Origin of the sequence: Magnetospirillum gryphiswaldense MSR-1 v2 (assembly GCF_000513295.1) — a bacterium.
Classification (GTDB): domain Bacteria; phylum Pseudomonadota; class Alphaproteobacteria; order Rhodospirillales; family Magnetospirillaceae; genus Magnetospirillum; species Magnetospirillum gryphiswaldense.
In genome coordinates this window covers 319,589-344,227 of sequence record NC_023065.1, presented here as the reverse complement: position 1 = coordinate 344,227, position 24,639 = coordinate 319,589, and the positions used below count along the sequence as shown (strand labels likewise).

Below are 24,639 nucleotides of genomic sequence, written 5' to 3'. Positions count from 1 at the left end.
GCCTTACCATCTGTGCAATCAGGACAAGCTGACTTTTTCTTCGGCTTTTCAAGGAATTGCGCATGTTTGGATTGACGCGGGCGCCTGAGCTGGCCGCAACCGGACTGACTTGGTTCAACGTCGACCAGCCGCTCTCCCTGGCCCAGTTACGGGGCAAGCTGGTGATCTTGGATTTCTGGACGTTCTGCTGCGTCAACTGCTTCCACACCCTGCCGGTGCTGAAGGATCTGGAAAACCGCTTCGCCAATGAATTGGTGGTGATCGGCGTGCATAGCCCCAAATTCGACCACGAACGTGATCCGGCCATGGTGGCCTGCGCCATTGCCCGTTACGACATCACCCACCCGGTGGTGCATGATCCCGACCTGTATCTGTGGGAGAATTATTGCGTTCGCGCCTGGCCGACACTGGTGCTGATCTCGCCTGACGGTCGCGTCATCGGCCAATTGGCGGGCGAACCCCACCCCGACCTGCTGCCCCAGGGCGTCGAGGACATGATCGAACGCTTCTTCGCCATGGGCAAGATGCGTCCGGCGCCGACGCCGTGCCAGCCGGTCTCCGACCCCGGCGGCAGACTGCGCTTTCCCGGCAAGATCAAGCGCGGCGCCGACGGTGTGTGGGCCTTGGCCGATAGCGGCCACCATCAGGTGGTGCTGTTGGACGATCATGGCGGCGAGATCGCCCGTTTCGGCAGCGGTCTGGCCGGTCGCGACGATGGAATTGACGCCAGCTTCAATGGCCCCGAGGGCGTGGCCATCGACCGCGCGTTCATCTATGTGGCCGACACCCGCAACCATCTGATCCGCCGCATCGACCGCCAAAGCGGGGTGACCGCCACCATCGCCGGCCAAGGCTGGCGCGGCGGCACCCTGGGCCGGGCGGCGCCGGGGCTGGAAACCGCCCTCGCCTCGCCCTGGGATATGGAAGTGCACGACGGCAGCTTGTATTTCGCCAATGCCGGCAGTCATCAATTGGGCGCCCTTGATCTCGACACCGGCATGATCCGTATGCTGGCCGGAAGCGGTGGTGAAAACCTGGGCGACGGCGAGGCCGGGCAATCCTTGCTGGCCCAGCCATCGGGACTAGCCCTGTCCGACGATGGCGGCAGCCTGTATTTCGCCGATGCCGAAACCTCGGCCCTGCGCCGGGTGTGCCTGAGCACCGGACGGGTGGATACCCTGGTCGGCCAAGGCCTGTTCGATTTCGGCCACAAGAACGGCCCGTTGGCCCAAGCCCGGCTGCAGCACCCGCTGGGGGTCAGCTGCGCCAACGGCCGTCTGTTCATCGCCGACAGCTACAACCACGCCATCCGTGTCGTCGATCCGGTCTCGGGCCAAGTCAGCGATCTGGGGCACCTGCCCCTGGATATCAGCGAACCGGCGGGTATTGCCACCGACGGCGCCAACCGCCTGTTGGTGTCGGACACCAACAACCACCGCATCATCGAGGTCGATTTGCAGGCCAATACCGTGCGCGCCTGGGCGGCCTGAGGTCTTGGCCCGATTGCCGCTCTGAAACACAAACTTTAATATAGCCCCCGGTTCGGGGGAGAAACAGTCATGACAGCGAAATCGCGCTCGCAGATCATCGGCGAGATCGAGGATTACATCGATAAGAACGGCGGCAACTTCGGCCAATGGTTCGTCGGTTGTACCGGAGCGCCCAAGGCCATGCTGTTCAGTCAGCACGGGGTCAAGCAAAGCGGCGACGCCTGGATCGCCCGCCAAGCCAAGGACGATCTGGACGCCCACGACGTGGTGGAATATTTCGTCGCCACCAAGCGCACCAAGGGGCGGGCCAAGGAGCGGCGCGACACCGACCTCTATGTCTATGCCTTCAAGGTGAAAAGCCACACCCGCATCTGACTTGGCAGCCGGGCAAGCTTGGGCCTAAGCTGGCGCCCCGCAGTGCCGGAGGCAGCATGAGCACCACGTCCGAAGCCGATATCGCCCACCTGTTCCATCCCTATACCAACCTTGTCCGCCACCCGGAAACCGGCCCCATGGTCATCGTCCGCGGCCAAGGGGTGCGGGTGTTCGACGAAGCCGGCAAGGATTACATCGAGGGGCTGGCCGGACTGTGGTGCACCGCCCTGGGCTGGGGCGAGGAACGTCTGGTCGAGGCGGCGGCCAAGCAGATGCGGCAATTGCCGTTCTATCACCTGTTCAGTTCGAAGACGCACGAGCCGGCGACGCGGCTGGCCGAACGGCTGGCTTCCATGGCGCCCATTCCCGACGCCCGTGTCCTGTTCGCCTGTTCGGGCTCGGAATCCAACGACACCGCCATCAAGCTGATCTGGTACCGCAACAACGCCCTGGGAAAGCCGGAAAAGAAGAAAATCATCGCCCGCGAGCGCGCCTATCACGGCGTCACCGTGGCCACCGCATCCTTGACCGGACTGCCGGTCAACCAACGGGGCTTCGATGTGCCCATCGACCGCATCCTGCACACCGGCAATCCCCATTACTGGCGTTGCGCCAATCCGGGCGAAACCGAGGAAAACTTCGCCAGCCGCCGGGCCGAGGAGTTGGAGAAGCTGATCCTGGCCGAGGGCCCCGACACGGTGGCCGCCTTCTTCGCCGAGCCGGTCATGGGTGCCGGCGGTGTCATCGTCCCGCCCGCCACCTATTTCGACAAAATCCAGGCGGTGCTGAAGAAATACGACGTGCTGCTGGTCGCCGACGAGGTCATCACCGGCTTCGGTCGCACCGGCCAGATGTTCGGGTCGCAGACCTTCGGCCTCAAGCCCGACATGATGACCGTGGCCAAGGGGCTGTCATCGGGCTATCTGCCCATTTCGGCGCTGATCGTCGCCGGTCATGTCTATGACGACGTCAAGGCCCAGTCCGGCGAAATCGGCGTGTTCGGCCATGGCTTCACCTATGGCGGCCATCCGGTATCGGCGGCGGTGGCGCTGGAAACCCTGGATATCTATGCCGAGCGCGACATCCTGGGCCATGTGGCCCGTATCGCCCCGGTGTTGCAGCAGGGCTTGCGGGCGTTGCAGCAGCATCCGCTGGTGGGCGAGGCCCGCGGCATTGGCCTGATCGGCGCCCTGGAACTGGTGGCCGACAAAGAGGGTCGTAAAGCCTTCGATCCCAAGCTGGCGGTGGGGGCTCGGGTGGTGGCCAAGGCGCAAGAACACGGCGTCATCCTGCGGGCCATGGGCGACGCGGTGGCCTTCGCCCCGCCCCTGATCATCTCCGAGGACGAAATCGGCCAATTGCTGGGCCGCTTCCGCGCAGCCCTTGACGAAGCTCATGGAGAGCTGGTGTCAGCGGGTATTGTCTGAAACAGGCTTATGAGCGCTGTGGACATTACGGTGATGTTAGTTGCGTGGGGTCTTCCCATTCTTTTAGGATCGCCTCAAGTAACGTGAAGCTGTACCGCACGATCAGGATTGCCGACGGCGCGGAGGGAGGCTAACCCCAATGGATTACCAACACTATTTCACCAAGCGTATCGCGGATCTGAAGACCGAAGGCCGCTATCGCGTCTTCGCCGATCTGGAACGCCGGTGCGGCCAGTTCCCGGTGGCCCGGAACTACCGCGACGGTCAGATCCACGAGGTGGTGGTGTGGTGCTCCAACGACTATCTGGGCATGGGCCAACACCCGGAGGTTCTGGCCGCCGCCAAGGAAGCCGTCGACCGCTGCGGCGCCGGTGCCGGCGGCACCCGCAACATTTCCGGCACCAATCATTACCATGTGCTGCTGGAGCAGGAGCTGGCCGCCTGGAACGCCAAGGAATCGGCGCTGTTGTTCACCTCGGGCTATGTGGCCAACCAGACCACCTTGTCCACCTTGGGCGCCACCATCCCAGGTCTGGTGGTGTTTTCCGACGAACTCAACCACAATTCCATGATCGAAGGCATCCGCCATGGCCGTTCGGCCAAGCATGTCTTCCGCCACAACGACCCGGAACATCTGGAACAGCTTTTGTCGGCCTATCCGCGGGAAACCCCAAAGCTGGTGGCCTTCGAATCGGTCTATTCCATGGATGGCGACATCGCCCCCATCGCCGAGATCTGCGACGTGGCCGAGGCCCACAACGCCATGACCTTCCTCGATGAAGTCCATGCCGCCGGCATGTACGGGGCCGAGGGCTCGGGCGTGGCCGAACGCGACGGCGTGCGCGAGCGCATCACCATCATCCAGGCCACCTTAGCCAAAGCGATCGGTGTGGTCGGCGGCTATATCGCCGGCTCCGATGCCATGGTCGATTACGTGCGCAGCTTCGGCCCCGGCTTCATCTTCTCGTCCTCCATGCCGCCCATGGTCGCCGCCGCCGCCCTGGCCTCGGTCAAGGTGCTGCGGCGCAGCCCGGAAATCCGCCAGCGCCACCAGGAACGCGCCGCCACCATGAAGGCCAAGCTGGCGGCACAGGGCATTCCGGTGTTGCCGTCGGTCAGCCATATCGTCCCGGTGATGGTCGGCAACGCTGCGCTCTGCAAGCAGGCCTCGGACCTGCTGCTCAACAAGCACGGCATCTATGTGCAGCCCATCAACTATCCCACCGTGCCGGTGGGCACCGAGCGGCTGCGCATCACGCCGACGCCCTTGCACACCGACGAGATGATGGACCATCTGGTCAAATCCTTCGTATCCGTTTGGGATGAGTTGGAATTGCACAAGGAACATCCTAAAAAGGTGGCCGCCGCCGAATAGGCGGTCCCACCATTGAAAGTCCCCCCTTGATGCAAAAGTTCCTGGCCCTGGCCGCCTTGGTATTGCTGGCCGCCTGTGGCGACGGTGAAATGCGCGAGATTTCCCGCCACCCCGCCCCCGACGGCAGTCGCGACGTGGTGGTCGGCTCGATGAAGGCCGGCGAAACCGAGCCGTTCCTGGTGGTGATGACGGCCAAGCCGGGTGACAACATCAACAAGGGCGCGCGGCTGTTCCTGGCCGACCGCGGCGACGCCCCCAAGGTCACCTGGGACAGCCCGACCCAGGTGACGATTTCGTGCGACAAGGCCCGCGTGTGGTCCTATCGCAGCTTCTGGACCAATCCCAACAGTGGCGCCACCATCGCGGTGGGGCTCAAATGCGGTACCGACGGCTGGCGGGAATAAGAGCAGTAATCTCTGAGGCAGGCGACTTTAATGGCCCAAGGCCGCCTCGCCGAACACCGCCTCACCCTCGGTGCGGATCACGGCCAGGCAGGCCTCCACCACCTCGGGATCATAGCGGGTGACGGTATGATCGCGGATTTCCGACAAGGCCGCTTCCATGCCCAAGGCCGGGCGATAGGGGCGATGACTGCTGATCGCCTCGACCACATCGGCCACCGCCAGAATACGGGCCTCGGGGATGATCTGGCTGCCGACCAACCCCAACGGATAGCCCGAGCCGTCCAAGCGCTCATGATGTTGGCGGATCATCGCCGCCACCGGCCAGGGGAAGTCGATGCCCTCGACGATTTCCGCCCCCACGGCGGCATGCGAGCGCACCACGCCGAAGGCGGCATCCGACAGCTTGCCCGGACGGCTGAGAAAATCGGAAGGCACGTTGATCTTGCCCAGATCGTGGATCAGGGCGCCGGTCTGCAAGCCTTCCAGCGTATGTTCGCTCCAGCCCATGTGCCGCCCGATGGCCACCGCCAATTGCGCCACCCGGCGCTGATGGCCGGCGGTATAGGGATCGCGCATTTCCAGGGTCAGCGACATGGCGCGGACCGTCTGCAACAGCACCTTCTTCATGCGTTCCGCCGATTGCTGGCGCTCGACCTCCAGGGTCTTGCGCTCGATGGCGTAAAGCACGGTGCGCGAAATCATGTGGCCGTCGCCCACGCCCTTGACCAGATAATCCTGGCAACCGCGCTTGACGGCGGCGACGCCGGTATCCTCGTCGGCCAAGCCGGTGAAGACGATGATGGGCATCAACGGCGCCAACCGCCGCATCCGATCGATGGTTTCCAGCCCATGACTGTCGGGTAGCGACAAATCCAGCAGCACCGCCTCGGCGCCGTTGCCGTCCAGCCAAGCCTTGGCGGCGGCCATGGTTTCCACGTGATTGAACTCGAAGCCGCCGGCCTCGGCCAGCAGCAGCCGCACCAACCGGGCATCGCCGGGATTGTCTTCCACCAGCAGCAAACGGATCGGCGGGGCGTTGGGATCGCGCATGACGACATAACCCTTGGGCTTATCCGGCCATTGTAGCGCAGCTGTGCGCATAAACCCGAGTCAATATGGCAAGGGAGATGCGCGAAAATCAGGCGGCTTGCGCCGGGGGCCGCAGATAGTCCATGAACGCGTTCATCGCCCGGCTGGGAACGCAGTCGCGATGGCGTATCACCCAGGTCTCGACCCGGCTATCGGCGATGGTCAAGGCGCTGATCTGGCCGGCCAGATGCGGGCGCTCGACCACGATGCGTGGCAGCAGGCTGACCCCCATGCCGGCGGCGATGCAGCCGAGCAAGCCGTCCAGGGTGCCGAATTCCATGATAGTGCGTGGCGGCTCGCCCCGGCGGCGCAGCCAGTTTTCCGTCCGCGCCCGATAGGCGCAGCCGCTGCGGAACACCAGCATGGCCCGGGTATTGGCCTGCTCCACCGAGGTCACGCTGTGCGGTACCGCCAACACCAGTTCCTCGGTGAACACCGCCTCGCCGACGATGCGGTCGTGACGCACCGGACCACCGGCAAACCCCAGATCGGCGCGGCGTTCCAGCACCGCCTGCAACACGCTTTCGCTGGTGCCGGTGGTCAACGACAGGCCAATGCGGGGATGGCCGGCGGCAAATCCGGCCAGGATGGGCGGCAGCCGCACGGCGGCGGTACTTTCCATGGAGGCCAAGCGCAACGCCCCTCCCCCGCCCACCACTTCCGCCACCGCCGCCTTGGCTTCCGCCCCCAGGGCCAAGATGCGCTCGGCGTAATCGGCCAGCACCTCTCCCGCCGCGGTCAGCCGCATGCCGCGCGGCTCGCGCACGAACAATTGGGCCCCCAACTCGTCTTCCAGCTTGCGGATGCGGGCGGAGATATTGGACGGCACCGAATGGACGCTGTCGGCGGCAGCCGCCACCGACCCCGATTGGGCGACGGCGCGAAACAGACGAAGGCCATTGCTGTCCATGGCTGCATTCTCCAAATACGAACGGTTAAAGCATAATTATTCGCTGGTAATGAAGCAAGGGCGCCGCCACCTTAACCGTGTCAGCAATGGAGGCCTGGATGTTCCCCACCCGGATTCTGATCGGCGGTTTCGCCGCCTGCGCCGTGTCGCTGGGCCTGGGGCGCTTTGCCTATACCCCGATCCTGCCGTTGATGGGCATCGACACCGAAAGCGCCGGCTGGCTGGCGGCCAGCAACAATCTGGGTTATCTGATCGGCGCCATCTGGGCCAGTTGGGCCGCCAGCGAACGGGAACGCCACCGATTGCTGAATTTCGGCCTCGCTTTGGTGGCGTTGTCGCTGGCGGCCATGGCCCTGACCCATGATGAACTGGTCTGGAACCTGATCCGGTTGGCCGCCGGGGTGGGCTCGGCCCTGGTTTTCGTCCTCGGCTCGGCCCTGGTGGTACCACGCTTGGCCGAATTGGGCCGGGCCAAGCTGTCGGGCCTGCATTTCGGCGGCGTCGGCCTGGGTATTTTCGCCTCGGGCTCGGCCATCGCCTGGATCGGCGCCAAGGGGGGCGATGACAGCGCCTGGTGGGCGGCGGCGGGGATCTGCGCCGCCTTGTCGGCCACCTCATTCTTTTGCCTGCGCCATCTCAGCCAGCCGCGCCCCGCCGGCACCACCGCCCCGGCCCCGCCGGTGCCGTTCCCGCTGCCGCTGCTGGCGGCGGCCTATTTCTGCGCCGGCTTCGGCTATATCATCACTGGCACCTTTCTGGTGGTGGTGGTCAAATCCACTCCCGGCCTGGAAAGCTGGGCCAATCTGGCCTGGGTGGTGGTGGGGCTGGCGGCCATGCCGTCGGCGGCGGCCTGGGGCTGGGTGGCCGAGCACAAGGGCTATGCCCCCGCCTTGGGCGCCGCCCATATCCTGATGGCGGCGGGCACCGCCTTGCTGGGCCTGTTCGGCCATCCGGCGACGGTGTTCCTGGCGGCACTTCTCTATGGCGGGACGTTTCTGGGCATCGCCGGCATGGCGGTGGCCTTCGGCCGCGCCATCACCCCAACCCATCCGGCGCGGACCATGGGGATATTGACCGCCTTGTTCAGCGTCGGTCAGATCATCGGCCCGGTGGTGGCGGCGAAGCTGGCCGATAGCGGCGGCTGGATGCCGGCCCTGCTGTGCGCGGCGGCGGTGACCATGGCCGGCGTGCCGCTGCTGACCTGGGGGGAACTCAGACGGCGCCGGTCTTCTTCTTGCCGATCCTAGGCTCTTCGCCCTTCAGCAGCCGTTTGATGTTGGCGTGATGGCGGATGAAGCCCAGCACCGCCAAGCCCGCCGCCATCACCGCCGTTTCCGGCCCGGCGAAATACCAAGCATAAAGCGGCGACGCGGCCAGGGCGACCAGGGCCGACAGCGACGAGATACGGAACAGGCCGGCGACCACCAGCCAAGTGACGCAGCAGGCCACGCCTGCCGGCCACGAACAGGCCATCAACGTGCCCAAGGTGGTGGCCACCCCCTTGCCGCCCTTGAAGCCCAGCCAAACCGGGAAATTATGGCCCAAAACAGCAGCGAAACCGGCCACCAGCATGGCGTCGGGCCCCAGCAGCAACAGGGCGGCGATAGCGGCGATGGCGCCCTTGCCGCCGTCCAGCAGCAGCGTCGCCAAGGCAAGTCCCTTGCGCCCGGTGCGCAACACGTTGGTGGCGCCGATATTGCCGGAGCCGATAGCGCGGATGTCACCCAGGCCGGCGGCGCGGGTCAGCACCAGACCGAAGGGGATCGAGCCCAGCCCATAGCCGCCGATAGCGGCAAAGATCAGCTCAAACACGATGCACCGTGCGTCCATCCACCACGGTGCGCAGCACCACGCCTTGCATGGGCCTGCCGTCGAAGGGAGAGTTCTTGGACTTGCTCTTGAACTTGGCCGGGTCCACCTGCCAGCCGCGATCTGGGTCGAACACCACCAGATCGGCGGCGGCCCCCATCTTCAGCCGCCCGGCGGGCAAGGCCAAAATATCGGCAGGACCGCAGGTCAACAGCCCCAGCGCCGGCAGCAGGGCCAGCGCCCCCGTCTGCACCAGGCCGATGGTAGCGGCCAGCAGGGTTTCCAGCCCGATACCGCCGAATTCGGCGGCGGCGAAGGTCTGGCGCTTGGCGTCCTCGTCCTGCGGCGCATGATCGGAAGCGATGGCGTCGATGGTGCCGTCGGCCAAGCCGGCAATCACCGCCTGACGGTCGGCCTCGGACCGCAGAGGCGGCGACAGCTTGGCGAAGGTGCGGTAATTGTGCACCTCAAGCTCGTTCAAGGCAAAATAAGGCGGTGCGGTGTCGCAGGTGACCGGCAACCCCTTGGCCTTGGCCCGACGGATGACGTCGATGCCTTCGGCGGTGGAGACATGGGCGGCGTGATAACGCCCGCCGGTCATGGCCACCAGACGCATGTCGCGTTCCAGCATGATGATCTCGGCTTCCACCGGAATGCCCGACAGCCCCATGCGGGTGGCCCGCTCGCCGGCATTCATCACCCCCGACCCGGCCAGGGACGGGTCTTCCGGGTGCTGGACGATCAAGGCGTCGAAGGTGGCGGCATAAGACAGCGCCCGACGCATGGTCTGGGCATCGGCGATGGCCTTGATGCCGTCGGTGAAGGCCAAGGCCCCGGCTTCCTTGAGGAAGCCCATTTCCGACAATTCGCGGCCTTCCAGCTTCTTGGTGGCGGCGGCATAGGGATAAATCTTGGCCAGACCGTTCTTGCGGGCACGGCGCGCCACGAATTCCACCGTCGCCACTTCGTCCATGATCGGATCGGTATTGGGCAGGCAGACCATGGAGGTGACGCCGCCGGCCACCGCCGCCTCGCCCGCCGATTTCAGCGTTTCCTTGTGCTCCTCGCCCGGCTCGCGCACCTGCACCCGCATGTCCACCAGACCGGGGGCGAGACAAAGGCCCTGACAATCCACCACCTCGATTCCCGACGGCACCCCACCTTGGAACAGGCCGGGGCCGACATCGGCGATGGTTTCGCCCTGGATCAACAGCGCGCCTTTGGCATCCAGGCCGGTGGCGGGGTCGAGCAGGCGGGCGTTGACATAGGCAACCAGGCCCGAAGTCACAGGCTTGGACATTATTTCACTCCCGCATTGGGAAGGTTGCGGGTCAACAGGTCCAGGCAGGCCATGCGCACCGCCACGCCCATTTCCACCTGCTCGCGGATCAACGAGCGTTCAACATCGTCGGCGACGTCGGAATCGATCTCGACGCCGCGATTCATCGGGCCGGGATGCATGATCACCGCATCGGGCTTGGCCAAGGCCAACTTGTCGTAATCCAGGCCGAAGAAATGGAAGTATTCCGGGATCGAGGGGATGAAGCTGCCCTTCATCCGTTCGTTCTGGATGCGCAGCATCATCACCACGTCCACGTCCTTGATGCCGGCGCGCATGTCGTGGAACACCTGCACCCCCATGCGCTCCACCTGCGACGGCATCAGCGTGCGCGGACCGACCAGACGCACCTCGGCCCCCATGGTGTTGAGCAAATGGATGTTGGAGCGGGCCACGCGGGAATGCAGCACGTCGCCGCAGATGGCCACGCGCAGGCCGGCGATGGTCCCCTTGCGGCGGCGAATGGTCAGCGCGTCCAACAGCGCTTGGGTCGGATGCTCGTGGGCACCGTCACCGGCGTTGATGACCGAGCAATTGACCTTTTCCGACAACAGCTTGGCCGCGCCCGATTCAGCGTGGCGGACCACCAGGACATCCAGATGCATGGCGTTCAGGGTCATGGCGGTGTCGATCAGGCTTTCGCCCTTGGCCACCGAGGACGCCTGGGTCTGCATGTTGATGACATCGGCCCCCAGCCGCTTGCCGGCCAACTCGAAGCTGGTCAGCGTGCGGGTCGAGTTCTCGAAGAACAAATTGACCAGCGTCCGCCCCCCCAACAGGTTGCGGCGTTTGTCGTGGGACCGGTTCTGCGCCGCGTAACCGTCGGCCAGATCCAGAATGGTGGTGATCTCGTGTTGCTCCAGACCCTGGATGCCCAAGAGATGGCGATGCGGATAGCGCGGCTCAGTCATGATGGCGGAACTATATGGCGGCGCGGACCCGCCCGCAAGCGACTGTGGCATGGGTCATAACCGGAATCGGTAGATGACCTGATTGAACGTTGTGCTTATCATACCCAAGTCGGAGGGGAGCCATATGCCCCCACCCTAAGTCGCAAACTGGTACGGCCATCGCATGCAGGCTTCGCTTGAAAATATCCGGCTGGTGATCGCCGACCCCAACCAGGTGGTGCGGACCGGGTTGAAGGGCGCGCTGTTCGCCATGGGCTTTCGCGCCATCTCCGACACCGCCAGTTACATCAAGCTGCATGACCTGATCGAACAGGATTCCATCGACCTGCTGATCGCCTCGACCGAGTTGGAAGGTAACGACGTCGGTTTTCTGATCAAGGAGATGCGGGATCAGCGCCTGGGCAACAACCCGTTTCCGGTCATCATCTCGCTGTTGAGCCGACCCGAGCCCGATTACGTCAAGCGCATCATCGATGCCGGCTGCGACGATCTTCTGCTGATGCCGGTGTCGCCGGAACAGTTGATCCTGCGCATCGAGAAGCTGTGCCGTACGCGCAAGCCTTTCGTCGTCACCCACGACTATACCGGCCCCGACCGCCGGGCCAAGCAGCGCTCCTTCGACAACCATTCCGCCCCCATGCTGGAAGTCCCCAACCCGCTGAAGATCAGGGCCGAGAACGGCGTCGACGGCACCCGCCTGCAACGCATGGTCGCCGAGGCCTCAAGCACCTTGAACCGCATGAAGATCGAACGCTACGCCGTACAGATCGATTGGCTGTCCAACCACATCCACGGCTGCATCCGCGACGGCAGGGACGGAACCGACCTGGCGCTGATGCCGCACACCAACCGCTTGGTTCAGGTGGCCGAAGACATGATCCGCCGGATGAAGCGCAGCCCCAGCGAAGTGTTGAGCGGCCCGGTATCCGATCTGCTGGAAATCGCTCACAAACTGGACGATGCCAACACCGCCGTCGGCTATTCCGATTTGGACAAGCTCAACAGCTTGGCCAAGGGTCTGCTGCGTTCCTTGGGCACGCCCCGGACCTTCATGGCGGTGAAGACGGCATGAAAAGCCGTCGGACACTTTTGCCAATAAGGCCGGAAATGCATTTCTCTCGGCTGTGCCGTCTTATCCAAATCCTCAGCAACCAGCCGCAACGCGGATAAACACGGATTGGCACGGATGGACGCGGATGAAAAACATCCGTGCGAATCCGTGCTGCCGCGAAGCGGCATCCGCGTTTATCCGTGTTGCGGCTGGATTTGTCCGCGAGCACGAGCATGCCGCAAATGACATTCGGCGCTTTGCCTGATGGAGGATCAGCATCTGGGCGGAAAAACGCCCCCGTCAGCCCGCCGCCTTCTTCTTGGCCGGCGCTTTCTTCGCCGCCGGCTTCTTGGCGGCGGCCTTCTTGGCCGGAGCCTTCTTCGTCACCGTCGCCTCGCCATCTTCCGCCGCAGCCTTCTTCGGCGCCGCAGCCTTGCGAGCCGGCTTTTTCGCCGGTGCCTTGGCCGCCTTGGCAGCGATCAGCGGCAAGGCCTGTTCCAGCGTCACCGTCAACGGATCGGTGCCCTTGGGCAGGGTGGCGTGAACGCCGTCACGCGACACATAGGGGCCATAGCGGCCCTCATGCACGGTCACCGGCTTGCCGTCATGCTCGCCCAGGGTCTTCAGCGGCCCGGCGGCCTTGCCTTTGGCCTGCGACAGCAATTCCACCGCCCGGTTCATACCCACCGTCAGCACATCGTCATCCTTGGCCAACGACTTGTAAACGCCGTCATGCAAAAGATAGGGGCCGAAACGACCGACGCCGGCCTTGATCATCTTACGGGTTTCCGGGTGCTCGCCGACGTCGCGCGGCAGGGCCAGCAGCTTCAGGCCGATCTCCAGGTCGATGGCGCCGGGTTCCAGCCCCTTGTATAGCGACACCCGCTTGGGCTTGGCCCCCTCGCCCAATTGCACGTACCAGCCATAGGGGCCTTTGCGCAGGGTAACCGGCTCGCCCGAGCCGGGCTCGATCCCTAGTTCCTTGGGGCCATCGGGCAATGGCTCGCCACCACCTTCGCCGCCTTCGCCGGCCACCGCCAGCGGACGGGTATAGCGGCATTCCGGGTAATTGGCGCAGCCGATGAAGGCGCCGAACTTGCCCAGCTTCAACGACAGCCGCCCGGCATTGCAGAGCGGGCACAGGCGCGGATCGTGACCGGTGCCGTCATCGGGGAAGAAATGCGCCCCCAGTTCAGCGTCCAGTTTTTCGATGACTTCCGACACCCTTAATTCCTTGGTGCCCTCGACGGCGCCCTGGAACTGGCGCCAGAAGTCTTCCAGAACCTTTTTCCAGTTGATCTTGCCGTCGGAAACTTCATCCAACTGGTTTTCCAGATCGGCGGTGAAATTGTATTCGACGTAGCGACCGAAATAGCTTTCCAGGAAGGCGGTAACCAGACGCCCGCGATCCTCGGGGATGAAGCGGCGTTGGTCCAGACGCACGTAATTGCGGTCCTGCAACACCGACAGGATCGAGGCATAGGTGGACGGGCGACCGATGCCCAGTTCTTCCATGCGCTTGACCAGCGATGCTTCCGAGAACCGCGGCGGCGGCTGGGTGAAGTGCTGGTCGGCGCGCACGTCCTGGCGGGCCATGGCCTCGCCCTCGGTGACGTCGGGCAACAGGCGTTCAGATTCGTCGTCCTCGGCCCCGGGCGCCGGACTGTCGTCGCGGTCCTCGCGATAGACCTTCAGGAAGCCCTCGAACACCACCACCGAACCGGTGGCGCGCATGACGATGTCCTTGCCAGAGCTGGTCACATCGACGGCCACCTGATCCAATTCGGCGGCGGCCATCTGGCTGGCGACGGTACGCTTCCAGATCAGTTCATAAAGGCGCAGCTGGTCGCGGTCGAGATAACGGGCGACCTGATCCGGGCGGCGGAACAGATCGGTGGGACGGATGCATTCATGCGCTTCCTGGGCGTTCTTGGCCTTGGTCTTATAAAGACGCGGGGCGGAGGGCACGTAATCCTTGCCGAAATCCTTGGCGATCAGGTCGCGGGTGGCGGCGATGGCCTCGGCGGCCATCTGCACGCCGTCGGTACGCATATAGGTGATCAGACCCACCGTCTCGCCGCCGATATCGACGCCTTCATACAGGCGCTGGGCCAGTTGCATGGTCTTCTGCGCGCCGTAATGCAGCTTGCGGCTGGCTTCCTGTTGCAGGGTCGAGGTGGTGAAGGGGGCGTAGGGGTTGCGCTTGGCCTTCTTGCGCTCGACGCTGGCGACGGTGAAGCTGGCGGCTTCGATGGCCGCCTTGGCCGCCAAAGCGGAGGTCTCGTTGCCCAGGGCGAACTTGTCCAGCTTGCCCCCGTTCAGATGGGTCAGGCCGGCGGTGATCATGGCGCCCTTGGCGGTCAGGAAATCGGCGGCCAGGGTCCAGTATTCCTGGCTTTTGAAACTCTCGATCTCGGTTTCGCGTTCGCAGATCAGCCTGAGCGCCACCGATTGCACGCGCCCGGCCGAGCGCGAGCCCGGCAGCTTGCGCCACAGCACTGGCGACAAGGTGAAGCCGACCAGATAATCGAGCGCACGCCGGGCCAGATAGGCGTCGACCAGATCCTGGTGCACCTCGCGCGGGTTGCGCATGGCCTCAGTGACGGCGGATTTGGTGATCTCGTTGAAGACCACCCGCTTGACTTCCTTGCCCTTCAGCACGCCCTTGGCTTCCAGCACCGCCTGGACGTGCCACGAGATGGCTTCCCCCTCGCGATCCGGGTCAGTGGCCAGGAACAGTTTGTCGGCCTTCTTGACGGCGTTGGCGATTTCCTTGATCTGGCGCTCGCTCTTGGCGTCGGCCTCCCAGTCCATGGCAAAGCCCTCGTCCGGGCGGACCGAGCCATCCTTGGCCGGCAAATCACGGATATGGCCATACGAGGCCAGCACCTGGAAGTCCGAGCCAAGATACTTGTTGATGGTCTTGGCTTTGGCGGGAGATTCGACGACGACGACCTTCATCCGGACCCAATTGTGCGAGAAACAGGGACGGGCGGCATGGTCCTTTAATAACCCGCCGCCAGCAACGCCACCTGTTGACCAGGGTGACGCTCCAGACGACCGGCCAGCTCTAACTCAAGCAGGACCATGGACACCACGGAAGCAGACAATTGGCATTCGCGGATCAGCAAGTCAACCGCAACCGGCATGGGGCCGAGGCTTTCCAGCACCAAGGCGCGCGCGTGCGCGAGGGCACTTTCGTCCGGCGGGGCGGTTATCGCCGCTTCAAACGGCCCGCGCCGGTCCTCGGCCAAGGGACGGCGCAGCAGGTCCAGAACCACGGCGGTGACGTCATCCGCCCCCTCGGTCAGGGTGGCGCCGTGGCGGATCAGGTCGTTGGGGCCTTGGGCGCGCGGGTCCATGGGGTGACCGGGCACGGCGAACACCTCGCGCCCCTGTTCAGCCGCCATGCGCGCGGTGATCAGCGAACCCGATTTCAGGCTGGCCTCGACCACCACCACCCCCACGGCCATGCCGGAAACGATGCGGTTGCGACGGGGAAAGTGGCTGGCCTGGGGCTGGGTGCCCGGCGGCATTTCGGAAACGGCGCAGCCCATGGCGACGATGTCATCGTAAAGCCGCTGGTTTTCCGGCGGATAGACCACATCGATACCGCCGGCCAGCACCGCCACCGTGCCCGCCGACAGCGACCCTTCGTGGGCAGCGGTGTCGACACCGCGGGCCAGACCGGAAACCACCACCAAACCGGCGCGACCGAGATCGGCGGCCATCCGCCGGGTCAGATTGCGGCCATTGACCGAGGCGTTGCGGGCGCCGACCATGGCGATGATGGATTTGGTCAGAAGCGACGGATTGCCCAAGGCGTAAAGAATGGGCGGCGGATCGTCGATGGCGGCCAGCAGGCGGGGATAGAAGGGCTCGCACGCCGCCAGCACGGTGCAACCCAGGCGGTCGGCGGCATCGAGCTCGCGCAGGGCGGCGTCCTTGGGGCAGACGACGATGGGCCGGGCGCGACCGCCGCGCTTGGCCAGGTCCGGCAGTTCGGCCAAGGCCCGGCCAGCACTGCCGAAGCGTTCCAGCAGACGGATGAAGGTGCGCGGGCCGACGTTCTCGCTACGGATCAGCCGCAGCCAGTCCAGTCTTTCCGTGGCAGAAAGGGTGCGGGTGTCGCCGAACATGACGGCACCTTCCCTTATTGCATGCAAACGGTCAAGGGCGCTCTACCGCAACGCCCGGCGCGCTACCACATGGTCACAGATGTCGGCGGTGTCCCACGACGATTTCTTGCCCAGGGCCGCCTGGATATCCGGCCAGGAACGGTCGAAGGCATCGCGGCCCAGGTCACGCAGATGGAGCAGGAAATCCCAGGCCGGCGCGTCCTTGGAATAGATGCCCAGCCGCGACAATTCCACATCGGCATGGATGCGGTGCAGGTTGACCCGCTGCAAACCCGCCGCCTTGGTCACATGGCCGGCATCCACCAGCCGGTTCAGGGTTTCGATGGCGTTGACCTCGTGCACCATGGAGGCGGAAAAGGTGATTTCGTTCAAGCGGTCCAAAATCTGCCGGGCCGAACGCGGCACCCCGTCGCGGTGCAGCGGGTTGACGGTGATCAGCACCACATCGTCGCAGCCCGCCTCGCGCACCTGATCCAGCAGGGGCGACAGCGGCGGATTGCCCATATAGCCACCATCCCAGTAATGGCCCTGACCGATCTCGACGCTGGTGAGCGCCGTCGGCACGCACAAGGATGCCTTCAGCGCGGCGGGCGACACGGCGCCGTCGACGAAAATCTGGCGACGGCATTCCTGCACGTCGGTGGCCGCCACCAGCACGGTGGGCACCTGGGCCACCGGCGCCGCCAGAATGGCCGGCAATTGCGGGAAGACGTCCCGCAACACGCTGTTGAGATAGGTCCCGATGCTGGCATCCGCGGGCGATACCCCGGCCGAGGTCATGTCGGCCCACCGCGCCGCCGGGCTGTCGTCGATGTTCCAGCCCAAAGACAGGCCGATGGCGGCGACAAAGGGATTGCCGCCCCAAAAGGCGGCCCGCGCGATGGTCGACCACAATTCCTCGATCTTGCCTTGGGCGGCCTTGGCCATGCGCTTGTTCCGCGCCGTGGCTGGACCAGGCAAATCCGCCCCCTCCCGCAGGCCATAAGCCAAGGCGGTGGCATTCAACGCCCCCGACGACGCCCCCGACACCGCCGAAATTTCGATCTTGCCCGCCGCCGCCTGATCAAGCAGACGATCGAGAACCCCCCAGGAAAAAGCGGCATGCGCCCCGCCGCCTTGCAATGCCAGCGCGATTTTGGCAGCCATGATCGGCCTCCCCATTTTTTTGGTTATAAAAAAGCCTACGCTCAACCTCCGCCCCCGGCAATCGCGGGAATAGACAAACGGCTGAGGCCGTTTATTCTTTATCCAAGACTGCAATCGCCTGGGGGAAAATCCATGAGCGTGCCGGAACGCAAGACCTTCACCAAGGGCAGCGTCATTTTCAAAGAGGGCGAGAGCGGGCGCGAGGCCTATCTGCTGCAAAAAGGCAAGGTCCGCATCTTCAAGACGGTGTCCGGCAAGCGCATCACCATCGGTATCGTCCAGCCCGGCCAAGTGTTCGGCGAACTGGCGCTGTTGGACAATGGCGGTCGCATGGGGGCGGCGGTGGTGGAAGAAGATGCCCTGTGTCTGGTCATGTCCAAGGCCAGCATCGATCACATGATGAACGAGGCCCCCGCCGGCTTGGCCACCTTGGTTCATTCGCTGTTGGGCACCATGCGGGTCATGGGCGACGAACTGGCGCAAAGCAAAGCCGAGTTGGAAGAGTTGCGGAAAAACTAAGTGATACAAACTTAGGCAGGGTTGCCTTTTTTCGCGCCACTATATATGTATTTGACATACATTATATACGAGCGAGGGCTCCCGCTTTGCGCCATTTCTTCCGCCGCCATCAGCCCGTCGCCTGCCGCTTGACCCCGTGGAAGGCCGGATTGGGCGGAATCGCCGTCATCGCCGCCTGTGCCCTGTTGGCGCAATGGCTGGGCAACCCGTTGCAAATCGCCCCGCTGGCGGCTTCCGCCGTGCTGGTCTTCGCTGCCCCCGACAGCCCCATGGCCCAGCCGGCCAACGTCATCGGCGGTCATCTGCTGGCCACCATCATCGCCCTGCTGACGGCGGAATTCCTGCCGCAGACATGGTGGGCCATGGCCCTGGCGGTGGGCCTGTCCATCGCCCTGATGGCGGCGGCACGATTGACCCATCCGCCCGCCGGCGCCGATGCCCTGGTGGTCGCCGTCCTGCATCCGGGCTGGTCCTATCTGCTGTTTCCCATTCTTTTCGGCAGCATCCTGGTGGTCGCCGCCGCCGTCCTGTTGCATCGGGTGCTGCCGCCGCGCCGGCTGTATCCGCTGCCGCCGCCGGTCGAGGATGGCGCCGGGGCCTGAGGATTTCCCCAGCTTGATAGGCCAGCGTTGTTAAGGCGTAATCGCCGTCATGCTGACCATTCTTGCCGCCATCGCCCCCAATTTCCTGCTGATCCTGCTGGGTTGGCTGTTGCGTGCCCGCCATGTGCTCGACGGGCCTTTCTGGCTGCAAACGGAAAAGCTGACCTATTTCGTCCTGTTTCCGGCGCTGTTGGTCACCAATCTGGCCGAAGCCCGCCTGGACGGATTGCCGGTGGCCGCCATTCTCGGCGCCCATGGTCTGGGCATCACCCTGGTGCTGGGCCTGCTGGTATTGCCGCTGCGGTTCTTGTCGCCGCGCCTGCGCGCCGATGGCCCAGCCTTCACCTCGGTGTTGCAAGGCGCGGTGCGGCCCAACACCTATGTGGGTTTCGCCATCGCCGCCGCCATCTGGGGACCGCACGGGGTGACGGTGACCGCCCTGGCCTCGTCCCTGGTTATTCCGCTGGTCAATCTTTATTGCGTCACCGCCCTGATCCGCTGGGGTTCGGGCGGCGGCAAGCGCGGTCTGGGCGCCACCGTGCTGGCCATCGCCAAGAACCCGCTGATCCTGGCCTGCGTCATCGGCGCCGCTCTCAATGTATCAGGCATCGGCCTGCCGCCGATCGTCGGGCCGTTGCTGAAAATCCTGGCCCAGGCGTCGCTGGCCCTGGGGTTGCTGTGCGTCGGCGCCGGATTGGAGTTTTCCGCCCTGCGCGGCGCCCATGGTCCGGTGGCCGCCGTGCTGGGGCTGAAGCTGGCGGTGATGCCCTTGGCGGTCGGCGCCCTGGCCTGGAGCTTCGGCCTGACCGGCACCACCTTGGCGGTCACCGTCACCTATGCTGCGCTGCCGGTGGCGGCCAACGCCTATATCCTGGCCCGCCAATTGGGCGGCGACCACGCCCTGACGGCGGCCATCATCACCGCCTCGACCATGGCCGCCGCCGTCAGCCTGCCGGTGGTGACGCTGTTGATCGGTTACTTGCCCTGAACGGACAGCAGAGGTACGGTCAAGCATGACCCAGCCGAAACGCCCCAAGATCAAGCCGGTCCCCTCTAAACAAGAGGTGCTGGAATTCATCCGCTCGCAGCCCGGCCATGTGGGCAAGCGCGAACTGGCCCGCGCCTTCAACCTGAAGGGCGCCGACAAGATCATGCTGAAGGCGGTGCTGAAGGAACTGGAAGGCGAAGGCAGTGTCCAACGCGGCGCCAAACGCAGCTTCGCCCAGCCCGGCGCCCTGCCCGACGTGTCGGTGGTGGAAATCACCGGCGCCGATACCGATGGCGAATTGCTGGCCCGGCTGGTGGCGTGGGACCAGGACGGCCGTCCGCCGCGCATCTACATGGCGCCCTGGCGCAAGGGCGAACTGACCGTGGGGGTGGGCGACAAGGTGCTGGCCAAATTGCGCCGCATCCGCGCCGACGCCTACGAGGCCAAGCCCATCCGCATCGTCGGTGAAGCCCGCGCCCGCGTGCTGGGGGTTTACGAGACCATGCCCGACGGCTCGGGCCGTATCCACCCGACCTCGCGCAAGGAACGCTCTGATTACATCGTCCCCAAGGGCGAGAATGGCGGGGCCGAACCGGGCGAACTGGTCATGGGCGACCTTCTGCCCGGACGCCTGTACGGCCTGCGCCAAGTGGTGGTCAAGGAACGCCTGGGCCGCATGGGCGCGCCCAAATCGGTGTCGCTGGTGGCCATCCACACCAACGACATCCCGTTCGAGTTTCCCGCCGACGCCCTGACCCAGGCGAAGAAGGCCGGCGCCGCCACCTTGGAGCACCGCGTCGATCTGCGCGACGTGCCCCTGGTCACCATCGACGGCGAGGACGCCCGCGATTTCGACGACGCGGTATGGGCCGAGCCCGATCCTGACCCCAACAATGCCGGCGGCTGGCACTGCATGGTGGCCATCGCCGATGTGTCGTGGTACGTGCGTCCCGGCGACGCCCTGGACAAAGAGGCGTTCAAGCGCGGCAATTCCGTCTATTTCCCCGACCGCGTCGTCCCCATGCTGCCCGAGGAACTGTCCAACGGCTGGTGCAGCTTGCGCCCCAACGAGGATCGCGGCTGTCTGGCCGTGCGTTTCTGGCTGGACAAGGACGGCAACAAGCTTCGGCATAAATTCATCCGCGCCATGATGCGCTCGGCCGCCCGGCTGACCTATCATCAGGTACAAAAGGCCCGCGACGGCTTGATCGACGACTTGACCGGCCCACTGGCCGGACCGGTGATCGCGCCGCTTTACGGTGCCTGGGCGGCGCTGCTGGACGCGCGCAAGCGCCGTGGCGTGCTGGAACTGGACATCCCCGAGCGCAAGGTGGACATCGACGAAAACGGCCGCGTCCTGGGGATCAAGGTGCGCGACCGTTTCGACAGCCATCGGCTGATCGAGGATTTCATGATCCAGGCCAATGTCTGCGCCGCCGAGGAACTGGAACGCGTGCACAAGCCGTGCATGTACCGCATCCACGACCAGCCCAGCTTGGAAAAGCTGGACGGCCTGCGCGAGTTCCTGCGCTCCATGGATCTGTCCCTGCCCAAGGGCCAGGCCTTGCGCCCGGCGCAATTGAACCAGATCCTGGAGAAGGTCAAGGACGGCCCCAACGAGGTGCTGGTCAACGAAGTCATGCTGCGCAGTCAGGCCCAGGCGGTGTATTCGCCGGAAAATATCGGCCATTTCGGCCTGGGGCTGGCCCGCTATGCCCATTTCACCTCGCCCATCCGCCGCTATGCCGATTTGCTGGTCCATCGCGCCCTGGTATCGGGGCTAAAGCTGGGCGAAGGCGGTCTGCCGCCCGATTGCGTCGGGCAATTCCCCGAATGGGGCGAGCATATCTCCATCACCGAACGCCGGGCGGCGGTGGCCGAGCGCGAGGCGGTCGACCGCTACGTCACCGCCTTCCTGTCCGACCGGGTCGGCGCCAGCTTCCGCGCCAAGGTCTCGGGGGTGACCCGCTTCGGCCTGTTCGTCACCCTGGTCGATACCGGCGCCGACGGTCTGATCCCCATCGGCACCCTGCCCGAGGACTTTTATGTCCATGACGAGGTGCATCATTGCCTGGTCGGCAAGCGCACCCGCAAAACCTTCCAACTGGGGCAATTGCTGGATGTGGTGCTGCACGAAGCCAATGCGCTGACCGGGTCCATGGTCTTTCAACTGGAGGGATCGACGCCACGGGCCGCCACCGGGCCGCGCCGACCACCGCCACGTAATCGTGGGCGACGATAAAAACCCTGTACCAAAGGCGGATGAAAACGCATATTGGCGTCATCTTTCGTCGGAGGTTCACTCTGGTACGTCGCCCTCCCATTATTGGTTGGATCGTCACGGCCTCCGTGCTGCTGATGGGGGCAAGCGCGCCGGTCATTCCCGGTATCGGCGGCATGGGTGCCCCCTATGACACCGTCGAGGCCGAGCGCACTTTCGATTTCGGCTATCGCGCCATTCTTGACCGCACCTTGGAAAACACCCTGGCCGGCACCCTGGCCCTGGAGGGGCTGCGGGGCCTGAGCAGCATCGACCCCAACATCGCCCTGACCAGCCTGGACGGCAAATTGCTGCTAAGCTCGGCCCGCAACGTGGTGGCTGAATATCCGCTGCCCGATGCCACCGATGTGCGCGGCTGGTCGAGGCTGACCGTCACCGTGGCGCTGGACGCGCGCGGCCTGTCGGAAAGCCTGCGCGATGCCGACCCGGAACGCATCTATGAGGCGGTGTTCGACGCCATCCTGTCGCGGCTGGATGTGTATTCGCGTTATTCCGGTGCCCGCGAAGCACGGGAGCTGCGCGCCAACCGCAACGGCTTCGGCGGCATCGGCATCCGCTTCGAGCTGGTGGACGGCGATATCCGCATCACCGAGGTGATGGCCGATTCGCCCGCCGGCAAGGCCGGCCTGCTGGTCGGCGATCTGCTGACCCATGTGGACGGCCAGCCGGTTTCCGGCCTGTCGCGCGACGAATTGTCCAAACGCCTGCGCGGCCCCGTGGACAGCCGTATCAACGTCGGCATCCGCCGCGGCTACAAGCCCATGGATCTGGCGCTCAGGCGCGACCTGATCGTCCCTGAGACCGTGCATACGGGCTTTGCCGACGGTATCGGCGTGTTCCGCCTGACCGGCTTCAATAAATCCACCGCCGACACCCTGCGCCGCGATCTGCTGACCCTGCGCCAGACCCATGGAGATGCCTTGACCGGGGTGGTGATCGATATGCGCGGCAATCCCGGCGGCTTCCTGGATCAGGCGGTCGAGGTGGCCGATCTGTTCATCGGCGATGGCCCGATCATTTCGACCCGTGGCCGCCATCCGCTGTCCAATCAATCCTACGACGCCCGCTCCGGCGATATCGGCGAAGACTTGCCGGTGGCGGTGATCATGGATGGCAAGGCTGCCTCGGCGGCCGAGATCGTCGCCGCCGCCTTGCAGGATTCCGGACACGGTGTGGTGGTCGGCACCTCGTCCTATGGCAAAGGCACGGTGCAAAGCCTGATCGAACTGCCCAACCAGGGCGAACTGCACCTGACCTGGTCGCGTTTCCACGCGCCGTCCGGCTATGCCCTGCATGGCCTGGGGGTACGCCCCAATATCTGCACCTCAGGTCAGGACAGCGGCAGCTTTTCCCTTTCGCAATCCGTCAACAATCCCGGCAATGCCAATGCGGTCGGGGCGCAATTGGCGCAATGGCGACAATCGGGCATCGACGACCATGCCCTGCGTGCCGCCTTGCGCGACCGTTGCCCGGCCCAAGCCCATGTGGATGGCGAGCGCGATCTGGTGGTTGCCCGCCAGCTGATCGCCGATCCGGTGCTGTATGGCTCGGCCCTGGCCATGTCCGCCCCCACCGGCCTCTCCGCCGCCCAGATCATCCCCCCCGGTGACCGCCCCGCCGCCACAGGAGCACGAGGAAATTGATCCGCACACCACAGGCCGCCAGCCCACAAGGCAATCGGATCGACCTGCAAAGCGTGATGGAATCGGTGGTCCGCATCACCGAGCAACGCAGCCGCGAAAATCTTGAACATTGTCTGGTCACCACCTTGCTGGAACTGACCAGTCTGCACCGGGTGGCCATCTCGCGACCGCTGATGCGCCCCGACGGCCTGCATGTGGAAACCGTGGCCGTCGCCGAACTCGGCAAGGGATTGGTGAACAGCAACGAGGTCACGCCCCTGGACCAGGACCATCTGGTGGCCCAGGCCTGGGCCTTGGGCGAGGAAGCCCGCATGGCCGGTGCCGACGGCCTGGTACGGCTGTGCCTGCCCATTTCCGGCCAGGGCGAGGAGGTCTCCGCCTTCCTGTCCATCGAGACCAGCACCAACCCCGACACGGTCCTTGATCTGGTGCGCGGCTTCGCCGCCATCTACCGCAACTTCCTGGCCATCCTGCGCGAGGCCGAACGTGACACCCTGACCGGACTGAAGAACCGCAAGACCTTCGACGAGAAGATCGGGCGCATCATCGCCCAGTCGCAAACCCTGGCCCAGATCGTCCCCGTCGAGCGCCGCCAGCACGAGGACGGCGAACAGCATTGGCTGGGCATGCTGGACATCGATCACTTCAAGCGCGTCAACGACACTTTCGGCCACGTCTTCGGCGACGAGGTGCTGTTGCTGTTCTCGGCGCTGATGCGCAAGGTGTTCCGCTCGGACGATCTGCTGTTCCGCTTCGGCGGCGAGGAATTCGTCGTCGTCCTCGCCCCTACCAGCGCCCTGCACGCCCAACAGGCCTTCGAGCGCTTCCGCACCGCGGTCGAAGGCTTCGCCTTCCCCCAGGTGGGCCGGGTGACCGTCAGCATCGGCTTTGTCGCCATCAAGCACGGCGACATCGCCTCGGCGGTGATCGGTCAGGCGGACGAGGCGCTTTATTGGGCCAAGCGCAATGGCCGCAATCAGGTCTGCCTGTATGAAGATCTGGTGCGTGCCGGCCATCTGAAGGCGCCCACCGAAGAGGGGGAAATGGAACTGTTTTAGGCCAAACCACAAGAAGGCCTTGACACCCCCGCTGGGATCAGTATCTTCCGCCGCCTACAGTTTCGTACAAAGCACCAACGATT

At 64.8% G+C, this 24,639-nt stretch carries 21 protein-coding genes; 13 read left to right on the top strand and 8 right to left on the bottom strand.

The window, feature by feature from the left end; translation table 11 throughout:
- Positions 1-62 precede the first annotated feature (62 nt).
- The 5 genes from MGMSRV2_RS01595 to MGMSRV2_RS01575 all read left to right on the top strand — a co-directional run bounded on the left by MGMSRV2_RS01595 (position 63) and on the right by MGMSRV2_RS01575 (position 5,071).
- A complete protein-coding gene (locus tag MGMSRV2_RS01595) occupies positions 63-1,490 on the top strand; it encodes a thioredoxin-like domain-containing protein (RefSeq protein WP_024078561.1) in 1,428 nt (475 codons plus the stop codon).
- A gap of 69 nt (positions 1,491-1,559) precedes the next feature.
- Positions 1,560-1,865, top strand: coding sequence for a hypothetical protein (locus MGMSRV2_RS01590; protein ID WP_024078560.1), 306 nt, complete (start codon positions 1,560-1,562; stop codon positions 1,863-1,865).
- Positions 1,866-1,921: 56 nt separating this feature from the next.
- Positions 1,922-3,292, top strand: coding sequence for an aspartate aminotransferase family protein (locus MGMSRV2_RS01585; RefSeq protein WP_024078559.1), 1,371 nt, complete (start codon positions 1,922-1,924; stop codon positions 3,290-3,292).
- Positions 3,293-3,431: 139 nt separating this feature from the next.
- Complete coding sequence (hemA, locus tag MGMSRV2_RS01580; RefSeq protein ID WP_024078558.1) at positions 3,432-4,667, top strand: 5-aminolevulinate synthase; 1,236 nt, start codon at positions 3,432-3,434, stop codon at positions 4,665-4,667.
- A gap of 26 nt (positions 4,668-4,693) precedes the next feature.
- Entirely contained in the window at positions 4,694-5,071 is a 378-nt protein-coding gene (locus MGMSRV2_RS01575) for a hypothetical protein (protein WP_144084255.1), read from the top strand.
- A 27-nt stretch (positions 5,072-5,098) separates the two neighbouring features.
- Here MGMSRV2_RS01575 and MGMSRV2_RS01570 read toward each other — a convergent pair whose 3' ends face one another.
- Together MGMSRV2_RS01570 and MGMSRV2_RS01565 are read right to left on the bottom strand one after the other, a co-directional pair.
- Positions 5,099-6,121, bottom strand: coding sequence for an HD domain-containing phosphohydrolase (locus tag MGMSRV2_RS01570; RefSeq protein ID WP_024078556.1), 1,023 nt, complete (start codon positions 6,119-6,121; stop codon positions 5,099-5,101).
- 88 nt (positions 6,122-6,209) lie between these two features.
- The gene (locus tag MGMSRV2_RS01565; protein ID WP_024078555.1) at positions 6,210-7,070 is read right to left on the bottom strand and encodes a LysR family transcriptional regulator; all 861 of its coding nucleotides are present in this window, start codon (positions 7,068-7,070) and stop codon (positions 6,210-6,212) included.
- A 98-nt stretch (positions 7,071-7,168) separates the two neighbouring features.
- Between MGMSRV2_RS01565 and MGMSRV2_RS01560 the strand changes: the two genes are divergently transcribed.
- Positions 7,169-8,317: a YbfB/YjiJ family MFS transporter gene (locus tag MGMSRV2_RS01560; protein WP_024078554.1), complete on the top strand. Its 1,149-nt coding sequence runs from the start codon at positions 7,169-7,171 to the stop codon at positions 8,315-8,317.
- On the opposite strand, the gene plsY is transcribed toward MGMSRV2_RS01560, so the two are convergent.
- From plsY to MGMSRV2_RS01545, 3 genes are read right to left on the bottom strand one after another with little or no spacing between them, the layout of a single operon-like run.
- Positions 8,283-8,900, bottom strand: coding sequence for a glycerol-3-phosphate 1-O-acyltransferase PlsY (plsY, locus tag MGMSRV2_RS01555; RefSeq protein WP_024078553.1), 618 nt, complete (start codon positions 8,898-8,900; stop codon positions 8,283-8,285). The two genes, MGMSRV2_RS01560 and plsY, sit on opposite strands and share 35 nt — an antisense overlap.
- Entirely contained in the window at positions 8,875-10,179 is a 1,305-nt protein-coding gene (pyrC, locus tag MGMSRV2_RS01550) for a dihydroorotase (protein WP_024078552.1), read from the bottom strand. Before pyrC ends, plsY begins: the two co-directional genes overlap by 26 nt.
- Positions 10,179-11,129, bottom strand: coding sequence for an aspartate carbamoyltransferase catalytic subunit (locus MGMSRV2_RS01545; protein ID WP_024078551.1), 951 nt, complete (start codon positions 11,127-11,129; stop codon positions 10,179-10,181). The genes pyrC and MGMSRV2_RS01545 overlap by 1 nt, the downstream gene beginning before the upstream one ends.
- 163 nt (positions 11,130-11,292) lie before the next feature.
- On the opposite strand from MGMSRV2_RS01545, the gene MGMSRV2_RS01540 reads away from it, so the two are divergent.
- Positions 11,293-12,201: an ANTAR domain-containing protein gene (locus MGMSRV2_RS01540; protein WP_024078550.1), complete on the top strand. Its 909-nt coding sequence runs from the start codon at positions 11,293-11,295 to the stop codon at positions 12,199-12,201.
- Between the two features lie 279 nt (positions 12,202-12,480).
- Here MGMSRV2_RS01540 and topA read toward each other — a convergent pair whose 3' ends face one another.
- The 3 genes from topA to MGMSRV2_RS01525 are packed head-to-tail and all read right to left on the bottom strand — an operon-like array spanning position 12,481 to position 17,465.
- Positions 12,481-15,141: a type I DNA topoisomerase gene (gene topA, locus MGMSRV2_RS01535; RefSeq protein WP_024078549.1), complete on the bottom strand. Its 2,661-nt coding sequence runs from the start codon at positions 15,139-15,141 to the stop codon at positions 12,481-12,483.
- A gap of 44 nt (positions 15,142-15,185) precedes the next feature.
- Positions 15,186-16,319 (bottom strand): DNA-processing protein DprA, encoded by a 1,134-nt coding sequence (dprA, locus tag MGMSRV2_RS01530; RefSeq protein ID WP_024078548.1) that lies wholly within the window; start codon positions 16,317-16,319, stop codon positions 15,186-15,188.
- Positions 16,320-16,361: 42 nt separating this feature from the next.
- On the bottom strand, positions 16,362-17,465 hold the full coding sequence (locus MGMSRV2_RS01525) for a patatin-like phospholipase family protein (RefSeq protein WP_024078547.1): 1,104 nt from the start codon (positions 17,463-17,465) through the stop codon (positions 16,362-16,364).
- Between the two features lie 132 nt (positions 17,466-17,597).
- On the opposite strand from MGMSRV2_RS01525, the gene MGMSRV2_RS01520 reads away from it, so the two are divergent.
- The 6 genes from MGMSRV2_RS01520 to MGMSRV2_RS01495 all read left to right on the top strand — a co-directional run bounded on the left by MGMSRV2_RS01520 (position 17,598) and on the right by MGMSRV2_RS01495 (position 24,556).
- Positions 17,598-17,984: a Crp/Fnr family transcriptional regulator gene (locus tag MGMSRV2_RS01520; RefSeq protein WP_024078546.1), complete on the top strand. Its 387-nt coding sequence runs from the start codon at positions 17,598-17,600 to the stop codon at positions 17,982-17,984.
- Between the two features lie 86 nt (positions 17,985-18,070).
- On the top strand, positions 18,071-18,586 hold the full coding sequence (locus tag MGMSRV2_RS01515) for an HPP family protein (protein ID WP_024078545.1): 516 nt from the start codon (positions 18,071-18,073) through the stop codon (positions 18,584-18,586).
- A gap of 49 nt (positions 18,587-18,635) precedes the next feature.
- On the top strand, positions 18,636-19,574 hold the full coding sequence (locus MGMSRV2_RS01510) for an AEC family transporter (protein WP_024078544.1): 939 nt from the start codon (positions 18,636-18,638) through the stop codon (positions 19,572-19,574).
- Positions 19,575-19,599: 25 nt separating this feature from the next.
- Complete coding sequence (gene rnr / locus MGMSRV2_RS01505) at positions 19,600-21,816, top strand: ribonuclease R (RefSeq protein ID WP_024078543.1); 2,217 nt, start codon at positions 19,600-19,602, stop codon at positions 21,814-21,816.
- 116 nt (positions 21,817-21,932) lie between these two features.
- Complete coding sequence (locus MGMSRV2_RS01500) at positions 21,933-23,498, top strand: S41 family peptidase (RefSeq protein WP_242410738.1); 1,566 nt, start codon at positions 21,933-21,935, stop codon at positions 23,496-23,498.
- The gene (locus tag MGMSRV2_RS01495) at positions 23,495-24,556 is read left to right on the top strand and encodes a diguanylate cyclase (protein WP_024078541.1); all 1,062 of its coding nucleotides are present in this window, start codon (positions 23,495-23,497) and stop codon (positions 24,554-24,556) included. The genes MGMSRV2_RS01500 and MGMSRV2_RS01495 overlap by 4 nt, the downstream gene beginning before the upstream one ends.
- Positions 24,557-24,639 lie beyond the last annotated feature (83 nt).

Excerpts from the sequence above, each read along its gene's own strand:
- MGMSRV2_RS01500 (WP_242410738.1), top strand. The coding sequence starts at position 21,933 with ATGGGGGCAAGCGCGCCGGTCATTCCCGGTATCGGCGGCATGGGTGCC.
- MGMSRV2_RS01590 (WP_024078560.1), top strand. The coding sequence starts at position 1,560 with ATGACAGCGAAATCGCGCTCGCAGATCATCGGCGAGATCGAGGATTAC.
- MGMSRV2_RS01510 (WP_024078544.1), top strand. The coding sequence starts at position 18,636 with ATGCTGACCATTCTTGCCGCCATCGCCCCCAATTTCCTGCTGATCCTG.
- MGMSRV2_RS01565 (WP_024078555.1), bottom strand. The coding sequence starts at position 7,070 with ATGGACAGCAATGGCCTTCGTCTGTTTCGCGCCGTCGCCCAATCGGGG.
- hemA (WP_024078558.1), top strand. The coding sequence starts at position 3,432 with ATGGATTACCAACACTATTTCACCAAGCGTATCGCGGATCTGAAGACC.
- MGMSRV2_RS01525 (WP_024078547.1), bottom strand. The coding sequence starts at position 17,465 with ATGGCTGCCAAAATCGCGCTGGCATTGCAAGGCGGCGGGGCGCATGCC.
- MGMSRV2_RS01570 (WP_024078556.1), bottom strand. The coding sequence starts at position 6,121 with ATGCGCGATCCCAACGCCCCGCCGATCCGTTTGCTGCTGGTGGAAGAC.
- topA (WP_024078549.1), bottom strand. The coding sequence starts at position 15,141 with ATGAAGGTCGTCGTCGTCGAATCTCCCGCCAAAGCCAAGACCATCAAC.
- MGMSRV2_RS01540 (WP_024078550.1), top strand. The coding sequence starts at position 11,293 with ATGCAGGCTTCGCTTGAAAATATCCGGCTGGTGATCGCCGACCCCAAC.
- MGMSRV2_RS01520 (WP_024078546.1), top strand. The coding sequence starts at position 17,598 with ATGAGCGTGCCGGAACGCAAGACCTTCACCAAGGGCAGCGTCATTTTC.
- plsY (WP_024078553.1), bottom strand. The coding sequence starts at position 8,900 with ATGGACGCACGGTGCATCGTGTTTGAGCTGATCTTTGCCGCTATCGGC.
- MGMSRV2_RS01560 (WP_024078554.1), top strand. The coding sequence starts at position 7,169 with ATGTTCCCCACCCGGATTCTGATCGGCGGTTTCGCCGCCTGCGCCGTG.
- pyrC (WP_024078552.1), bottom strand. The coding sequence starts at position 10,179 with ATGTCCAAGCCTGTGACTTCGGGCCTGGTTGCCTATGTCAACGCCCGC.
- MGMSRV2_RS01545 (WP_024078551.1), bottom strand. The coding sequence starts at position 11,129 with ATGACTGAGCCGCGCTATCCGCATCGCCATCTCTTGGGCATCCAGGGT.
- rnr (WP_024078543.1), top strand. The coding sequence starts at position 19,600 with ATGACCCAGCCGAAACGCCCCAAGATCAAGCCGGTCCCCTCTAAACAA.
- MGMSRV2_RS01595 (WP_024078561.1), top strand. The coding sequence starts at position 63 with ATGTTTGGATTGACGCGGGCGCCTGAGCTGGCCGCAACCGGACTGACT.
- dprA (WP_024078548.1), bottom strand. The coding sequence starts at position 16,319 with ATGTTCGGCGACACCCGCACCCTTTCTGCCACGGAAAGACTGGACTGG.
- MGMSRV2_RS01585 (WP_024078559.1), top strand. The coding sequence starts at position 1,922 with ATGAGCACCACGTCCGAAGCCGATATCGCCCACCTGTTCCATCCCTAT.